The organism is Brevefilum fermentans, from assembly GCF_900184705.1.
GTDB lineage: Bacteria > Chloroflexota > Anaerolineae > Anaerolineales > Anaerolineaceae > Brevifilum > Brevifilum fermentans.
Window position 1 is genome coordinate 1,080,063 of the sequence record NZ_LT859958.1, and the last position, 17,836, is coordinate 1,097,898.

Below are 17,836 nucleotides of genomic sequence, written 5' to 3' on the forward strand. Positions count from 1 at the left end.
ACATGGACGAAAAGCATTTTCTCGTTGTGGTATATGATTTATCAAACGATCGTCGGCGAACCAAATTGCATAAACTCTTAAAAAATTTTGGCAGTCCCGTTCAGTACAGCGTTTTTGAATGCCTGCTGACCAATGAAGAAATTTGTGAAATGAAAAGGCGGGTTAAAAAGATCATTCGCCCAAAAGCAGATCATGTGCGGTATTATCGACTGTGTAAAGCGTGCAAAGGTAAAACGGAAGTGATTGGTCGGGTTGAGGTTTTGAATGAAAAGGATGTGATCGTTGTTTAATTTAAAACACGTTTTTTCAAAAATTCCGGGCGACAGGGGGGGTCGAGTAGGAATTCGAGATGCCCGGAAAAATATCGCCTTAGCCCCCATATATGGTGCTATAAAAATTTTAAACCCCCAATATATTGGGTCTCCTTCAAATAATTTCCGGGCGAAACGGGGTTTTTTAGCAAAACCAAATTGCCCGGAATGCATCAATTCCGCAAGATATGGGAAAAACTTCAAAAAATATGGTATAATACCGGTAGATGTTGCAGGTGAAATACAAAATGAGCCCTTCGGGGCATTGAAACCTTATAACGATTTTGGGTCATGGGTAGCTCCTTTCAAGGGTGAAATACAAAATGAGCCCTTCGGGGCATTGAAACATATCCAGTCCATTGCTTTTCTCCTTTTTGCGTATGGGTGAAATACAAAATGAGCCCTTCGGGGCATTGAAACGTTCACGCTCATAATTTGCTCCTTTCTGTGTTTAGAGAATTAAGGTGAAATACAAAATGAGCCCTTCGGGGCATTGAAACACTGCCAGCACCAGCAACCCCGTAGCGCAATGCTTTTTCGGTGAAATACAAAATGAGCCCTTCGGGGCATTGAAACCCGAATCCCAAATACTACTCATAACATTTTCCTTTCGGTGAAATACAAAATGAGCCCTTCGGGGCATTGAAACAATTCTATTCCGTCGTGGTCTCGCCACGCCCCAGCGGGCAGGGTGAAATACAAAATGAGCCCTTCGGGGCATTGAAACGTGAAGGTTCTATAAAACTCGTTCACGGCTTGTGTGTTCAGGTGGTGAAATACAAAATGAGCCCTTCGGGGCATTGAAACTTATCAATCTCGATCCAAATGGCATTGGATGCCGCTTTGGTGAAATACAAAATGAGCCCTTCGGGGCATTGAAACTGTTAACCATGTGTCTTTCCCGTCCATGACGGGTTCCAGCGCGGTGAAATACAAAATGAGCCCTTCGGGGCATTGAAACTTTCTTTTTATTGAATCTCTTGACAAGGGTTTTGTAGGGTGAAATACAAAATGAGCCCTTCGGGGCATTGAAACTACACAAAGGCGTCATGGTAAATCCGGTACTGGAACAACCAGGTGAAATACAAAATGAGCCCTTCGGGGCATTGAAACGAGATACTGGTCAGGTTGCGGATGAACCCGACCTCGTGGTGAAATACAAAATGAGCCCTTCGGGGCATTGAAACTGCTTCTGGTCTACTCTTTTTGGCTTGTCTAAACTTGTTTTGGTGAAATACAAAATGAGCCCTTCGGGGCATTGAAACCATCACGCTAAAGATATACCCCTGGGCGTGTTGACTGCGGTGAAATACAAAATGAGCCCTTCGGGGCATTGAAACTATACATAACATCACCTCCAGGTGGTGGCTCTACGGGTGGAGTAGGTGAAATACAAAATGAGCCCTTCGGGGCATTGAAACGCTCTGTCACGAAACTCCGATTCACGTTCCTTCTCGATATTGATGCATTTGGTGAAATACAAAATGAGCCCTTCGGGGCATTGAAACCGTGAGGCAATCGAATATAAACATGCACGCCCCGCGCCGTTGGTGAAATACAAAATGAGCCCTTCGGGGCATTGAAACCTGGCTCGTCCACCTTCAACCAGTGTAGCAAATCACCATACGGGTGAAATACAAAATGAGCCCTTCGGGGCATTGAAACGGTTTTCAGGTCAAAAAATAGAATATCTCTCATGATAGGTGAAATACAAAATGAGCCCTTCGGGGCATTGAAACTCTGCCCAGAGGTGAGTATTTCATATTGATATACTCCGGTGAAATACAAAATGAGCCCTTCGGGGCATTGAAACTGGGGAAGGATGAAGTCGAGGTAAACTCCATCCAAGGGTGAAATACAAAATGAGCCCTTCGGGGCATTGAAACTGACGGACGGATATGATTTTGTCTCGCACTCGCAGGGGTGAAATACACAATGAGCCCTTCGGGGCATTGAAACTCGGATATTGAAATACCCATGCACCTTTTTCGTACTTTGGTGAAATACACAATGAGCCCTTCGGGGCATTGAAACATCGCTGGCATTTACCTCTACCTCCGCCGTTTTGGACGGAGGTGAAATACACAATGAGCCCTTCGGGGCATTGAAACGAGTCATCGTCCAGATATTTGGGTTTTTTCTTTAACCCAAGGTGAAATACACAATGAGCCCTTCGGGGCATTGAAACTCAAAGCTTTTTTTATTCACACTTTTTATCATAGGTCCGAGCGGATGGGTTGAGATGGTTATGTTTTCCTGTCGGTTAGAAAAATTTTTTATATGGTGTGGCATAAAACCATTTTTTGTAAAATGAGTATTTGTGTTGTTGAAATAGATTGTTTAACTAAAACATTACAAGAAACCGATAAACACCAGAATCTGAGGTATAAAATGAAATTCCCATCAATGTGGATTATTCGTGCAGGCAAGAATGATATTGCAAAAGACATCTTCTTAACCAAAAATCGTATTGCTATTGGGTGGCCAAAAATGGGTGATTTGTCCCAATTGAAACCAAATCGGGATAGTTTTAAACAGTCATTATCAGAAGCTTACCCTGAAACGAAGGTCGGTGCGATTCCAAATACAGCGGGGCAACTGTATCGATTTGTTCACAAAATGATAATCGGAGATCTGATAGTTTTTCCGCCCATCACGGAGCAAATGGTGCATATTGGTTTAATTTTGGGAGATTATCTTTATTCACCTGATGTCTCTTTAGATTTTCCCAATCAAAGGAAAGTTTTCTGGCTGAAAACTGTGCCTAAAAACATGTTTTCTCAAGCCGCATTATCTGCAATTAAACCTCCAAGGACCTTGTTTAAGGTGATAAATCATTCAAACGAGTTCATTGTCGTTTTAGAAGAAGAGCCCATGTCCGCTCAAACAAAGCGTGATGGAACTTTAACAAGTATTGTTGATAACATCAAACAAATCACTAATAATTTTGTGAGAAAAACATTGGTTGAAGAATTAAAAGGGTGCTCTTTCATAGAATTTATTGCCCATGTTCTGGAAAAGCTAGGATACCATGTCCTCTTGCCCCAAACTGGGCAGGATCAAGAGATTGACATTGTCGCACAAAAAGTTGAACTTGGTTTTGAATCCCCGATTATAAAAGTGCGAACAAAAAGTGGTGACTCAAAAATTGATCTATCTGAGGTTTCGCAATTGTTTAGAAATATTGGGGAAAAAGAATCTGGCTTATTTGTTACGCTGGGTGATTATACCGAGGAAGCCCTTCAATTCGCAGCTTTAAAAACAAATTTGCGTTTGATGAAGGGTAGTGAATTGATTAATCTGATCATGTCATATTATGAAGAACTTGAATCTCGGTACAAGGAAATTTTGCCTTTGAGAAAAGTATATTTTCCGGATGCCTTAGCAGATCAGGAAGATCAATTATGGAAAAAGCCCACTGGCTAGTGTGCTAACTTAAGAAGCGGGGTACTAGAATTATTTTTAATTAATTACCTGTTGGCTTGGATATTCGCCACGCGTAGAGATTGGATGTTTTTCATCCAATGCTCTTGTTTTTGGCATTATAAACCCTGCAAAATTCATCAGTTATAATGGGGGCATGGTGTCACTAGGTTTTATTACCCACAAAAGTATGTTTTTTGTAGTTGATATTATTTTTGCTGATTTGAAGAATAAATTGCTAATGATCGCAAATACGTCTATATCGTCGATGCGATTGGCCGGCATTAATTCTTAATCTTCATATTAACCCATCGAAGGGAGATTCCTATGGTTCATCTATCTGTCAGGCTTGCTTGGAACGATATCGGTTGGAATGGTTGTATCTGTAAAGAACCACACCTAAATGCCTCATGTATTGGTAACGAGACGATCCGAGATGAAAGGGACGATAACCTTGAGCGAGAATTCGCCGAAACACATATCTCAAAATTGGACGGCTGGAAACCACCGTGCTCTCGCGATATCCTGACTTATTCATCAATAGGAACGCAATTTACCCATAGCGATCCTTTGCATCGCAAGTTTCTGAAACCTGTCCAAGAAGAGGTCTCTCCCTATACATCTTTGCCAGCGCCTTATCGTTGGTTGCGAGAGGAAACTTTTAGAGATATCTGTGAAGCTGAAAACCTATCGATCCGCCTGGGTGATAACTCGGAAAAAACAACTGGATGGGTGTATGAGCCCGATCGGCAATTGGCATTATTAAACCAATACTGGGGGAAGATCAAAGAAGGCGAAGGGCATTCATTAATCTTCTTTTATGTAAAAGAAAATCCTGTTGATGAAGAATCTCCACGTTTAATCACCGGGGTGGGGCGGTTGAAGAAAGTGGGTCCACAGTTATTCTTTGAAGGGACTGATTCCTCACAAGGGCATCGATACCCAATTTGGACACGAGCAATAACTCAAGATTACCCCAATCAGGGTTTTCGCATTCCTTATCAAGAGTACATTCAGTTGGAGGAAGATCCCAAGCGGATTGCTTGTTATGTGCCTAGGGAATCGATCCTGCAATTCTCATTTGTTAGTGAACACATTACAGACGATCAAGCCGTTGGTATTCTTGAGCGCCTTATTCAATCAGTCCATGTTATCGATCAAGATAAAAAAGTCCCGGGTCCCTGGAAGAGACATCTGGAATGGCTGGATCGTTGCCTGGAGGATGTCTGGGCTAGTCGGGGACCATATCCGGGCATTGGTCCAGTACTAAATTACCTTGGATTTCCACAAGGGATGGCGTTTCACCGTATTGAATTGAGGAATTTTGTTAAAGAGGGCAAAGATCCCTGGCATTATGTGAAGGCGATCTTGAATGACCAACAACAACCCCCATTGAAGTATATGGAGTCTTTCAAGCAGGCAAAATTACGTTGGAAATCCTTTGGAAGGAAACCTGTTCGGCAAGAGCTGCTGGATACATTGGTGAAGTTTGAATTAACCTGTGAGCAGATCAGGCGTATTATGAATGTTGATGAGAGAAAGAATGCGGGTATCGTCGCTACCGATGAAGAGCTGATTGCGAATCCATATTTCATCTGTGAATCGGATTTGGGAAGTTTAAAATCAAATCCAATTTCTCTTGATACGATCGATCGGGGGATGCTTCCCGAGGGTAATTTTTCATATATTCTTTCAAGGTCAGAGCAGATCGCCCAAGATGATAGTCGCAGGGTTAGGGCGGTTGCTACAACAGTCTTAAAAGAAGCAGCCGAGTCTGGCGATACGGTACTTTCCGTTTCAGAACTTTTTGAGAAAATCAGGGCAAGATTTCCTGAACGACGAGAATGTAAACCCGATCGTGAAATTTTTGAAGCGGAAGCGGAATTTCATCGCCAGGTATTGTGGCTGTCTTTTGATGAGGAACCCATTCTGGCTGCTTTACGAAACTTGCGAGATTTTGAATCTGAAATAACAGAATTGATCAAGCGCCGGGTAAAAAGGACCAACTCACCTTCTACGCCACCTATTAATTGGGACGCAGCCTTGTCAGAGGCATTTGGCGAGCCTCGAACGGAGCGTGAAAAAGCAGCACATGCAGAAAAAATCCTGGCGCTTGAGACGCTCTTCACACAACGGATCAGTGTACTAACCGGTAGCGCAGGGACTGGCAAAACATCTGCATTGCGAGTCTTTTTAGACTGTCTTGAAAAATCAGAAGGAAGATTGAGTGTACGCCTTTTGGCACCAACTGGAAAAGCACGTGTACGCCTATCATCGGCAACAAAACGGAATTCCTTTACTATTCATCAGTTTCTCCTCAGTTTGGATTGGTTCCTGCCGGATATTTTTGTCTTAAAACCACAAGGCGGTGGACAGGTTGCACCCACAACAGTGATTATTGATGAGTGTTCAATGGTGCCTACAGATTTGATGGGTGTCTTGTTTCGGGCGATCAAAATGGATATGGTACAGCGTCTTGTTCTGGTGGGCGACCCCAACCAACTCCCGCCGATTGGGCCTGGCAGGCCATTTGTGGATATCATTAATTGGTTGCGTGAGAATCACCCACAATGTGTTGCTATGCTAAAAACGTCCATGCGGATCGCAGATGACTCTGATGTTGGTTTAGGTAAAAGCTGTGGTCTTGCTTTTGCTGATGGTTACAGGGATGACCTGATCAATCCAGCAGATGATGAAATCCTTTCAGATGTCGCCCGTGGAATTAAAAAAGAGGATCTGGAAGTTCATTTCTGGGACGATCAGGACGAACTTAAGGAAACTATTCGCAAGTGCCTCGCCGATGTTGGGATTGGCGATGAGGGGGATTATGCCAGCTTTAATCAATCATTGGGGATAACCTCAAAACCAGGGCAACAACCGCATTGGAAAGATGCTGAACGTTGGCAACTTTTGAGCCCTCTTAAAGGTAAAGGCTTTGGAACTGAAGAACTGAATCGCATGATCCAATTTGGTTATCGCCGTGGATTAATTACAGCCGCCCAAACAAAACCGAACATTCCCCGGCCTTTTGGTAATCAACAAATCGTCTGGTCAGATAAAGTCATTCAAATTAAGAACCAGAAGCGATTTGGGTGGCCAAGAGAAACAGGATTGGACTATGTTGCCAACGGCGAAATTGGAATAGTTACCGGCACCGGGAAAAAGCAAGACGGATCTTATCTTCAAGTGGGCTTTTCAACGCAAAATGGGGTGACCTATCGTTATTCTGGTGTTGAGGTTGAAAATGTGCTGGAATTGGCCTACGCCTTGACGGTGCATAAATCCCAGGGCAGCGATTTTGAAATTGTCTTCCTGATCATTCCGAAAGAAGCTCAGACACTTTCTCGCGAACTTGTCTATACCGGGTTGACTCGCTTTAGAAAAAAGCTTGTGTTATTGATTGAGGGAGACACAGGAACACTTGAAAAACTTCGGTTGCCTGAATATTCCGATACCCATCTAAGAAACACAATGATGTTCTCTTTATCTTTACGCGCGGAGGACGATCGAGTTCTTTATCCCGAATCGTTAATTCATCGGACATCTGTTGGTGTACCGGTTCGCAGCAAGTCCGAGGTGATTGTTGCTGACACGCTCACCCGGCTTGGAATTACCTGGGAGTATGAGCGAAAGCTCGCAACTCCTGGAGATCCAAGGAACTTCCGCTTGCCAGACTTCACCATAGGATATGAAGGTGACATTCTATATTGGGAGCATTTGGGCATGCTAACTGTTCCATCTTACCGAGAAGGTTGGGAGAGAAAGCGATGTTGGTATGAGGAACAAATGGGTATTCCGGTTATCGGTGAGGATGTCGAGGCTCCTCAGGTGGAGCCAGGACAATTCCCGATTGTGATCACCTCACGCGACAATGACGATGGTGGCATTGATGTGCCAAAAATAGAAGGTTTGATCAGAAAGTACATCCTTTTGGAAAATTAGCGATTTATCAGCGCCAAATTTCGAGTTTTTATATTATCATTGAGGGTGAGATGTTTTGATCTCCATAAGCACAATTGCTATGCAAAACCTTTCCAGGGGATGAACATTTCTAAAAATTAATGACGTATGAAAATGGACAAATACAATGGAAGATCGATTTTTCACCCAACCTGTCCTCAATTCCCCTTATGAATACCCTACTCGGCATTGGGAATTGGATGCGACCGGACAACCCACTCAAAGGATTGTTGAACGCCGGCGCAGTGCTGAATTTATCACACCGATCCCTAAGCCTCGCAGGAAAAAAGGCTCGGTGGGCCAAATGCAAATTGTCTTTGATGAAGGCAAGGGTTTGTCGACAGAAGACCAAACATACGATCTGACGGGGACAATCAATTTAATCAGGCAATTGGTGGACCGTTGGCGTATGATTCCAGATCCGAAAAAATGGCTGGTCACACCAGAGACAGCCCGTCTTCTACAGCACTGGCGCAAATACCCATTTAACGGGATTCGTCCCTTTTTCTGTCAGATTGAAGCGGTCGAAACCCTGATTTGGTTGACTGAAGTTGCTCCTCAAGCCGGCCGGCGCGAACGAGAATTGCTAGAGCGCCTTAAAGATGTCAGCCATGATGCCAACCCTGAACTGGAACGGATTGCCTTAAAAATGGCAACAGGGGCAGGGAAGACGACGGTCATGGCGATGATCATTGCCTGGCAAACGATTAATGCGGTTAGGCGTCCAACCAGTTCTCGTTTCACAAAGGGTTTCTTGGTTGTCACGCCGGGTATCACCATTAGAGATCGCTTGCGGGTGCTTCAACCGAATGATCCCGACGCTTACTATCGCGATCGGGAACTGGTACCTAATGATCTGCTTCCAGAATTAAACAAAGCAGAAATTGTGATCACCAATTACCATGCTTTCAAGCTTAGGGAGAAGCTTGACCTGTCACGTGGAAGCCGTGCGCTACTTCAGGGACGGGGAGAAGCATTACAAACCTTAGAAACCGAAGGCCAAATGCTTCAACGTGTGATGCCGGAATTGATGGGTGTGAAGCAGGTGATGGTTTTGAATGATGAAGCCCACCACTGTTATCGAGAAAAACCGAATACTGATGAAGAAACAGAATTAAAAGGGGAAGAACGCGAAGAAGCTAGCAAGAATAATCAAGCTGCACGTTTGTGGATCTCAGGCCTTGAGATGGTAAAAAGAAAGCTGGGTATCAACCGAGTTGTTGACCTATCAGCCACACCATTTTTCCTGCGTGGGTCGGGGTACGCAGAAGGGACAATCTTTCCCTGGACTGTAAGTGATTTTTCTCTCATGGATGCCATTGAATGTGGAATCGTAAAACTGCCCCGAGTTCCGGTTGCGGATAATATCCCCGGTGCTGATATGCCAAAATTCCGCAACCTTTGGGAATATATCGGTAAAAGGATGCCACGTAAAGGAAGAGGGAAATCGGGTGAGCTAGATCCGCTGAGTTTGCCTGTTGAGCTGCAAACAGCTTTGGAAGCTCTTTATGGGCATTATAAGAAGACCTATGAATTATGGAAAGAAGCAGGCATCGTTTCACCGCCTTGTTTTATTGTGGTATGCCAGAATACCTCAATCTCTAAATTGATTTACGATTTTATTTCTGGATTTGAACGGGAGAATGAAGACGGCAGCCTATCATTTGAAAATGGGCGATTGGAGCTGTTTCGCAATTATGATGAATATGGCAATCCTTTGGCACGCCCCAATACGTTATTGATCGATAGTGAGCAGCTTGAATCGGGAGAGGCTTTGGATTCCGATTTTAGAAAGATGGCCGCTGAAGAGATCGAAAGGTTCAGGCGGGAAATCCGCCAACGAACGGGAGACCAACGAGCTGCTGACAATATCACCGATCAGGATTTGTTACGCGAAGTGATGAATACGGTAGGCAAGCCCGGACATTTAGGTGAGGCAATTCGCTGCGTTGTTTCCGTATCGATGCTCACTGAGGGCTGGGATGCCAATACGGTCACCCATATTTTGGGCGTACGAGCCTTTGGTACGCAATTACTCTGTGAACAGGTGGTGGGTCGAGCTTTGCGCCGGCAGTCTTATGATTTGAATCCCGACCATGCTGATCCCTTTAACCCTGAAGGATTGTTCGATGTCGAATATGCTGACATTCTTGGCATTCCCTTTGATTTCACTGCCAAACCAGTTGTATCAACACCTCAGAAACCACGTGAATCCGTGCATGTGCGGGCTGTGCGCCCTGATCGAGACCATTTAGAAATTCGCTTTCCCAGAGTAGAGGGTTACCGGGTGGAGCTCCCCAATGAACGTCTGGAGGCAAGTTTTAATGAAGATTCTGTTTTGGAATTAACCCCAGAAATCGTTGGTCCATCAATAACTGTCAACGCGGGGATTATCGGTGAGGATGCAAACTTGGACCTTGAGCATCTGGATGATTTGCGTCTATCCACCATATTATTTCATGTCACCAAACGCCTGCTTTATACCCATTATCGGGATAAAAACCATGATTTGGAAATGCATCTTTTTGGACAGCTCAAGCGGATTACGAAGCAATGGATGGAAAACTATTTGGTGTGCAAAGGGGGCACCTTCCCAGGACAGTTGATGTACCAGGAACTGGCGGATATGGCTTGCGATCGCATCCATGCGGGGATTACTCGACGTTTTGTTGGGGAGAAGCCAATTCGAGCGGTGTTGGATGCTTATAATCCACAAGGTTCTACAATGCATGTAAATTTTTACACCTCTAAAGCCTTACGTTGGCAGACGGATCCCCGCAAATGCCACGTTAATTGGGCTGTGTTGGATAGCCAGTGGGAGGGCGAATTTTGCCGGGTGGTTGAATCGCATCCCCTGGTACATTCTTATGTAAAGAATCAGGGGTTAGGGTTGGAAGTCCCATACCGCTACGGTTCGACGGTCCGAAGATATATCCCCGACTTCATTGTTCAGGTCGATGATGGGGAGGGAGATTTGCTCAACATGGTGGTTGAGATCAAAGGCTACAGAGGGGAGGACGCCAAGATCAAAAAAGAAACCATGGAAACCTACTGGATTGAAGGCGTGAATAATGCGGGTGTGTTTGGGCGTTGGGCGTTTGTAGAATTGAAGAATGTGTGGACAATGGAAGAAGAATTTACTGCAAAACTTGAGGGGGAGTTTGACAAACTGGTTGTTGCAGCGATAAACAATAAAAAGAATGAGGTTGCATAATGGCAAGCAAAAAATCCGTTGACAGTTTTTACCATGATGAAGCTTCTCGGAAGTACATCCCGACGGCGGAATTGGAGCCGCTGGTAAGGGACCAAGATAAATCGCCTTTGCTGGTGGCTTATGAACGCCGTAACCCGGATTTGGACCCGCAGTTGGTGTGGCGGGGAAAGGATTTACAGGATTGGTCCGATCTGGTTGTGCCGGCACCCCCTCTTTACATCCAGGAGAAAATTCATCCCAAAGTGCTGATCGATGACCTGCAGCGTACGGCACAGGAGCAAGGGGGCGTGCCCCAGCAACTGGATTTGTTTGCCGACTTTAATGGCTTACCGAGCGAGGCAGCAAAAACCGAATTTTACCAACACGAAGCCAACTGGAGCAACCGGATGATTTTAGGCGATAGCCTGCAGGTGATGGCTTCACTGGCAGAACGCGAAGGTTTACGTGGCAAAGTTCAGTGTATATATATCGATCCGCCTTATGGCATAAAATTCAATTCAAATTTTCAGTGGTCAACAACAAGCCGAGATGTAAAGGATGGGAATGTTCAACATATAACGCGTGAACCTGAACAAGTGAAGGCATTTCGAGATACTTGGAGAGACGGTATTCATTCGTACTTAACCTATCTCAAAGACAGACTCATAGTCGCTAGAGATTTGTTAAAAATTTCCGGTTCAATTTTTGTTCAAATTGGAAATGAAAATGTTCATCAAGTGCGCTGCTTATTAGATGAGGTGTTTGGAGGTAACAACTTTTTAAGTCTGATACCATTTATCAAAACTAGTAGTAAAGGCGCAAAATACTTGGACACAATTCATGATTATCTCCTTTGGTATGCAAGAGATAAAGACAATGTAATTTATAACCAGTTGTATAAATATCGTTCAAGGTCTTCGCTAGATTCTGGTTATGGATGGGTAGAAGAGAATCTACAGGAAAGAAGATTAACGAGTAAAGAAAAACGAGAAATTCAAAAAGTCAGTGGTAAACGGTTTGCAACAAGCGCATTAATTTCTCAATCTGGCGGCGAGAAATCAAGTTTTCCGGTTGAATGTAGAGGAAATGTGTATTATCCTTCTAGGAATTCATTCTGGAAAACGAATTTAGTTGGCTTTTCTCGATTGTCAAAAAGTAATCGACTGGTACCTGTGAAAAACACATTAAATTACAAGCGTTATTCTGATGATTTTCCTGTAGTGGCATTAACATCTTGGTGGGGAGATACAAAAGAAAGCACTTTTGCAACAAATAAAATATTTGTTGTTCAAACATATTCAAAGGTAATTGAGCGTTGCATATTAATGGCAAGTAATCCTGGAGACTTGGTTTTAGACCCAACTTGTGGCTCAGGAACAACGGCTTATGTATCTGAACAATGGGGACGTCGTTGGATTACTATTGATACTTCTAGAGTAGCACTTGCTTTGGCTAGAGCGAGGTTGATGGGTGCCAGGTATAGTTTTTATATTTTAAAAGATACTTATGACGGTCAACTTAAAGAGGCTGAAATTTCAAGATCACTCCCTTTTCATGAACCTGTGTTTGGGAGTATCCGTCAAGGATTTATCTATAATAGAGTTCCGCACATTATGCTAAAAAATATCGCGCATAACTCAGAAATTGATGTTATCTGGGAAGAATATCAAGATAAAATGGAACCAATACGGAAACAGGTGAACACCATTTTAAATGAAAACTGGGAAGAGTGGGAGGTGCCGCGAGAAGGAAAAAAGACGTGGCCACACGAAGCAAAAGAACTCCATCAACAGTGGTGGGATTTGCGTATGGCTCGCCAGAAAGAGATTGACGCTTCTATTGCGGCTAAATCTGAGTACGAATACTTATATGATCAACCCTATGAAGATAACACTAAAATCCGTGTAGCAGGACCATTCACCGTTGAATCCCTATCGCCGCACCGAATATTAGCCGTGGATGAAAACGACGAGTTGATCGACAGTATTGCTGAGGGTAAAGCCGGTTACGGTGAAGGTCAGAGCTTTACGCAAATGGTCCTCGAAAATCTCAAAACCGCTGGTGTCCAACAAGCTCACAAGGAAGATAAGATCAATTTTGCTTCCCTGGTGCCCTGGCCAGGGGACCTGATTTGTGCGGAAGGTAAATACTATCCGGGCAAAGAAGAAACCGGAGCCCAAAAACGGGCTGCTATCTTCCTGGGGCCTGAATTTGGCACCGTTGCCAGGCCCGACCTGGTGGCTGCCGCCAGAGAAGCAGCCGATGCGGGTTTTGACGTATTGATCGCTTGTGCCTTCAATTTCGATGCGCAATCCACTGAATTTGATAAACTTGGTAAAGTGCCTGTGCTAAAAGCCCGGATGAACGCCGATTTGCATATGGCGGATGACCTTAAAAATACAGGCAAAGGCAACCTATTTGTCATCTTTGGCGAACCGGATATTGATATTTTGCAGACAGAAGATGACAAAATTCAGATAAAGATCAATGGCGTGGATGTCTTTGATCCCAGCAGTGGCGAAGTTCGCAGCGATAATGCCGACGGGATCGCCTGCTGGTTCATTGACACCGATTACAACGAAGAGAGTTTCTTTGTTCGCCACGCGTATTTCCTGGGTGCGAATGACCCTTACAAGTCTCTAAAAACAACACTTCGGGCTGAAATCAACGAGGAGGCCTGGGAGTCATTGCATAGCGATACCTCACGGCCATTTAATAAGCCTAAATCGGGAAGGATTGCGGTCAAGGTGATCAATCACCTTGGTGATGAGGTTATGAAAGTCTTTAAGGTGTAGTTATGCGTTTTATCATTGCCGATACATTCAGCGATAGCCTTGCAAAATTGACAGCTCAGGAGCAAAAAGCGGTTAAGTCGACGGCGTTTGATTTACAGATCGATCCATCCAGGCCTGATTTGCAATACCATAAGTTAGATCGAGCACAGGACCCGAATTTTGCTTCCATCAAAGTCAGCAGAGATATTCGTATCATTGTACACCGCACAAAATCTAGTTTCATGATTTGTTATGTAGACCATCATGATGCCGCTTACCAGTGGGCTCAGCGTCGTAAGCTAGAAACTCATCCGACTACCGGCGCAGCTCAATTTGTCGAAATCCGTGAAACCGTCAAGGAAATTGTAATTCCTACCTATATAACAAAAGACCACCCCAAACCACCTGTCCTGGGGCATGTTAAAAAAGATGAGCTTCTTCTTTATGGTGTCCCATTAGAATGGTTAGATGACGTAATAACTGCAACCGAGGACAACATCTTTGAATTAGTTGACCATCTGCCTCAGGAAGCTGCCGAAGCCGTGCTCGAATTGGCCACGGGTGGAATCCCGATAATCACAACAGTTGCCACAACTGTAGAAGATCCCTTTGAGCACCCAGATGCACTTCGCAGGTTCCGTGTGATGGATAACATCGAAGACTTAGAGCAGGCTTTGGCTTATCCATGGGATAAATGGACGATTTTTCTCCATCCTGCTCAAAAAAGTGTTGTTGAAGGACATTATCGTGGTCCAGCGCGTGTTTCTGGGTCTGCGGGAACAGGTAAAACGGTTGTCGCCTTACACCGAGCGGTATATTTGGCAAAAAATAATCTCCATGCTCGTGTACTGCTTGCCACTTTCTCTGAGACCCTTGCGAACGCTCTCAAGGAAAAATTGCGCCGTTTGATACACCACCAACCACAACTGGCAGATCAAATTGAAGTCTATTCAATGAACGCGATAGGTGAACGACTTTACCGCAGATTATTTGGCGTCTTAAAGATCGCACCAAGAGAAGTCATCGCTGATCTGATTTCGCAAGCGAGTAAGAAGGTTGAAAATCACCGTTTTAGCGATGCCTTTATTATGACGGAATGGGAACAGGTCGTCGACGCTTGGCAACTCAATACTTGGGAGGAGTATCAAAACGTACTCAGGCTTGGTAGGAAAATTCGCTTGCCTGAAGACAGGCGTAAAGTGCTTTGGTCAATATTTGAAATCATTCGTAAGGCGTTAGAAGATGTTGGCCATCTCACCTACGCCAGCATGTTTGAGCGTTTAACCCTGCATTACAAGGCGGATAATCGCTCTCCTTTTGATTTTATTGTGGTGGATGAATCACAAGATATCAGCATCGCTCAATTAAAGCTGTTAGGCGCATTGGCAGAAAATCAGCCCGACAGTCTTTTCTTTGCTGGAGATTTAGGCCAGCGCATTTTCCAGCAACCCTTTTCATGGAAGGTGTTGGGTGTTGATATTCGTGGTCGATCTCAGACACTAAGGATCAATTATCGCACATCCCATCAAATTCGAATGTTTGCGGATAAATTGCTTGATCCAGAAATCTCTGATGTAGATGGCAATATTGAATCACGCGCTGGGACAATCTCTGTATTTAATGGACCGATTCCTGTTATAAAAACTTTCGCCTCTGAAGAGAAAGAGATTGATGCTGTTAAAGAGCAGGTGCAGCGCTGGATCGAAGATGGGCTGGCTTTACACGAAATCGGCATCTTTGTGCGTTCGGAAAAAGAACTACGAAGAGCAAAGTTACCTGTTGAATCTTTAGAGCACCCCTATAATGTGCTTGATGAAATGGTGTCTATTACAGAAGGATTTTTATCCATATCGACGATGCACCTAGCAAAAGGATTGGAATTTCGTGCGGTTATTGTGATGGCTTGCGATGATGAGGTCATACCGCTACAAGAGCGCATTGAAATGGTAGCTGATGAATCCGATCTGTTAGAAGTATATAACACAGAAAGGCATCTATTGTATGTGGCCTGCACACGAGCAAGGGATCATTTGCTATTAACTGGATTAGAACCGGTATCTGAGTTTTTGGATGATTTGCGAATGTAAAGTTGTAGATTTGTAGAAATACCGACGAGTTAGATGTAGTATGCTTTATTAGGGGATCTGACATAGGAGAGCTTTCTGATAGAATTCAAAATATCATTACATGGAAGAACAATGATAGATAAATGGCTGAACACAAAAGAATATTTTGTGACCTATGGTCTATTGATCAATGCTGCAAAACACTTTGGATTTTGCACTTACCAGGAAATTGCCCAGGCTAATGGCTGGCCGATGGTTGGAAGCTAGATGGGGAAGCTGATCGGTGAGGTGATCGGATTAATTTCAAAAAATGAATTAGAGCAAGGTCGTCCGATGCTAAGTGCCATTGCGGTTGGGGTTAGCGGTAAACCGAGCGAAGGCTTCTTTAACTGGGCACGCGAGCTTGGGGTGCTTGAAGAAGGCCAGGACAAAGAAACCCTTTGGCGGAACGAGTGCGAAAAGGTATATGAAGCTTGGAAGATCTCATATCGAAAAGAATAATCCACAGCCGGCATGTCAGATGAGGTTTGGTCTAAACGGTTATGTTATTAGAATTCTAATCTAACCATTTACAACAATACCAATCGGATTGCGCCAGAAAGTCTGCATAAAACAGGAGTAGCTAATATCAAATCTTCTCTACGCGTAGAGAGTTTTGTTTTTTTATTGTAATGTTGGTGTTGCTCGAACAATATCCCCGTGAAAGGATTCTTTCCAACCTTTTTCTCCCCTTGAAAATTATCCAAAGATTGTGGTTTTATCAATATGGTTGACAAAGTATATCCAGACCAGATTATTGTCAAGAAATGCAGAATGGTTGAGACCCACTTCATAACCCTGAGACATTGGTCATTTTGGCGCATGTATTCGCTCTCTACACGTAGAGTGAATGGAATGAAAAATGGTAAAAAATAGTTCAAAAAGGTTCAAAAAAGCCATCTCCATGCATGGAGTTGATACGGTGTGTGTCATTTAAGAAATCCCCTTGTTTTAAGTTCTCTACGCGTAGGGAAAAACGTTGTTATCTTTGATGTTTTCTCAGCCCTGTAATGATACACAAATGTAGTTTATTGAGAATGCGCAGCAATGGATGTCACTCCAAAGGTGTGGATATTGAAAAGGGTTTCGAAGCAATTTCTCCCTGAAAAAGTTCAGGCCGGTTATATCTTGAGTGACACTGGCCAGGAGTGAACTCGGGGGGTATCGAAAATCGAATAACTGCTGTACCAAGCGTCCAGCTGGCGCAACCCGTCCACCCGCCAAGATGAGGCGGGCTTTTTGTTTTAACCCCAGGAAAGGAGATTTATGGAAATAAAGGTCAAGATTCTCAGCAAATGTCAAGATTGTGACGGCCAGGCCTATCTGCCATCAGCTAAGGGCATCGATTCCAGAGGCGAGGAATATCAACGTTACCTGCCCTGCCCGGCCTGCAAGGGCACTGGCCAGACCGAGAAGTGGATTGCTCTGGAGGAATTGCAGACACTGCTCAAAGGTTTGGAATGTCCGCATGAGCATGTCTCGCAAATCGGCAGCTTTCACTTTTCAGCAGGCGAAGTGTGGGATGACATCCGGGATATCTGCGACGATTGCGGTCAAATCCTGGATTAGTCCAATTCCGCTATTCTATCCACTGAGCGCTCTTCCTTAATTGGAGGAGCGCTCTTTTTTGTTTTAAGAAAGGAGTTACTTATGAGTAATGCTGTTGAAAGCCCGGGTGACCGTTCCTTTGGTTATTCCGAAGGCACTGCCACCTGGGCCACCCGTTATATTGACCCGTCAGGATTTGAGTGTATGTTGTCCCTGCAAGCTGAGAGTGGTTTAGAAGCGCTTAGAAAGGCGGAGAGTGCGCTGGCTCACCTGAAGGATGCTCAATGTATCCCTTTGCGCAAAGACAGCCCTGAGAGCGCTAAAAAGAGCTTCAACAAACCATCTGGAGCAACAGTGCTGATTAAGCCTGAGGGGGATGAGAAAAACCCGACATGTCCACTGCATGGCGTTGAGATGCAGAAATGGTCGCGTAATGGGCGCACCTGGTATTCCCATCGCTGGGAAGGCGGCTGGTGCAATGGGAAGCAGTCATGAAACGGAGAAAGGACGTATTTCCCAGAA

The 17,836-nt window shown here is 44.3% G+C and carries 10 protein-coding genes and 1 CRISPR repeat array; all 10 genes read left to right on the plus strand.

What is annotated here, in order from left to right:
- The first annotated feature begins 2 nt into the window (after positions 1 to 2).
- The 10 genes from cas2 to CFX1CAM_RS04885 all read left to right on the plus strand — a co-directional run bounded on the left by cas2 (position 3) and on the right by CFX1CAM_RS04885 (position 17,809).
- Positions 3 to 290 carry a CRISPR-associated endonuclease Cas2 gene (cas2, locus tag CFX1CAM_RS04845; RefSeq protein WP_087861931.1) on the plus strand — a complete coding sequence of 96 codons (288 nt, stop codon included), beginning with the start codon at positions 3 to 5 and terminating at the stop codon, positions 288 to 290.
- 256 nt (positions 291 to 546) lie between these two features.
- Positions 547 to 2,499: direct repeats of the CRISPR family, unit length 37 nt; unit sequence GGTGAAATACAAAATGAGCCCTTCGGGGCATTGAAAC.
- Positions 2,500 to 2,702: 203 nt separating this feature from the next.
- Positions 2,703 to 3,737, plus strand: coding sequence for a restriction endonuclease (locus CFX1CAM_RS04850; RefSeq protein WP_157891716.1), 1,035 nt, complete (start codon positions 2,703 to 2,705; stop codon positions 3,735 to 3,737).
- Positions 3,738 to 4,061: 324 nt separating this feature from the next.
- Positions 4,062 to 7,676, plus strand: coding sequence for an AAA family ATPase (locus CFX1CAM_RS04855; RefSeq protein WP_087861933.1), 3,615 nt, complete (start codon positions 4,062 to 4,064; stop codon positions 7,674 to 7,676).
- 145 nt (positions 7,677 to 7,821) lie between these two features.
- Positions 7,822 to 10,908 (plus strand): BPTD_3080 family restriction endonuclease, encoded by a 3,087-nt coding sequence (locus tag CFX1CAM_RS04860; protein ID WP_087861934.1) that lies wholly within the window; start codon positions 7,822 to 7,824, stop codon positions 10,906 to 10,908.
- The gene (locus CFX1CAM_RS04865) at positions 10,908 to 13,682 is read left to right on the plus strand and encodes a site-specific DNA-methyltransferase (RefSeq protein WP_087861935.1); all 2,775 of its coding nucleotides are present in this window, start codon (positions 10,908 to 10,910) and stop codon (positions 13,680 to 13,682) included. Before CFX1CAM_RS04860 ends, CFX1CAM_RS04865 begins: the two co-directional genes overlap by 1 nt.
- A 2-nt stretch (positions 13,683 to 13,684) precedes the next feature.
- Positions 13,685 to 15,748 (plus strand): UvrD-helicase domain-containing protein, encoded by a 2,064-nt coding sequence (locus tag CFX1CAM_RS04870; protein WP_087861936.1) that lies wholly within the window; start codon positions 13,685 to 13,687, stop codon positions 15,746 to 15,748.
- A 111-nt stretch (positions 15,749 to 15,859) separates the two neighbouring features.
- Positions 15,860 to 15,994 carry a hypothetical protein gene (locus CFX1CAM_RS11685; protein WP_269457042.1) on the plus strand — a complete coding sequence of 45 codons (135 nt, stop codon included), beginning with the start codon at positions 15,860 to 15,862 and terminating at the stop codon, positions 15,992 to 15,994.
- Complete coding sequence (locus CFX1CAM_RS04875; protein WP_087861937.1) at positions 15,995 to 16,228, plus strand: hypothetical protein; 234 nt, start codon at positions 15,995 to 15,997, stop codon at positions 16,226 to 16,228.
- Between the two features lie 804 nt (positions 16,229 to 17,032).
- Positions 17,033 to 17,335 carry a hypothetical protein gene (locus tag CFX1CAM_RS04880; protein ID WP_087861938.1) on the plus strand — a complete coding sequence of 101 codons (303 nt, stop codon included), beginning with the start codon at positions 17,033 to 17,035 and terminating at the stop codon, positions 17,333 to 17,335.
- An 81-nt stretch (positions 17,336 to 17,416) separates the two neighbouring features.
- Positions 17,417 to 17,809, plus strand: coding sequence for a hypothetical protein (locus tag CFX1CAM_RS04885; RefSeq protein WP_087861939.1), 393 nt, complete (start codon positions 17,417 to 17,419; stop codon positions 17,807 to 17,809).
- Positions 17,810 to 17,836: the final 27 nt, after the last annotated feature.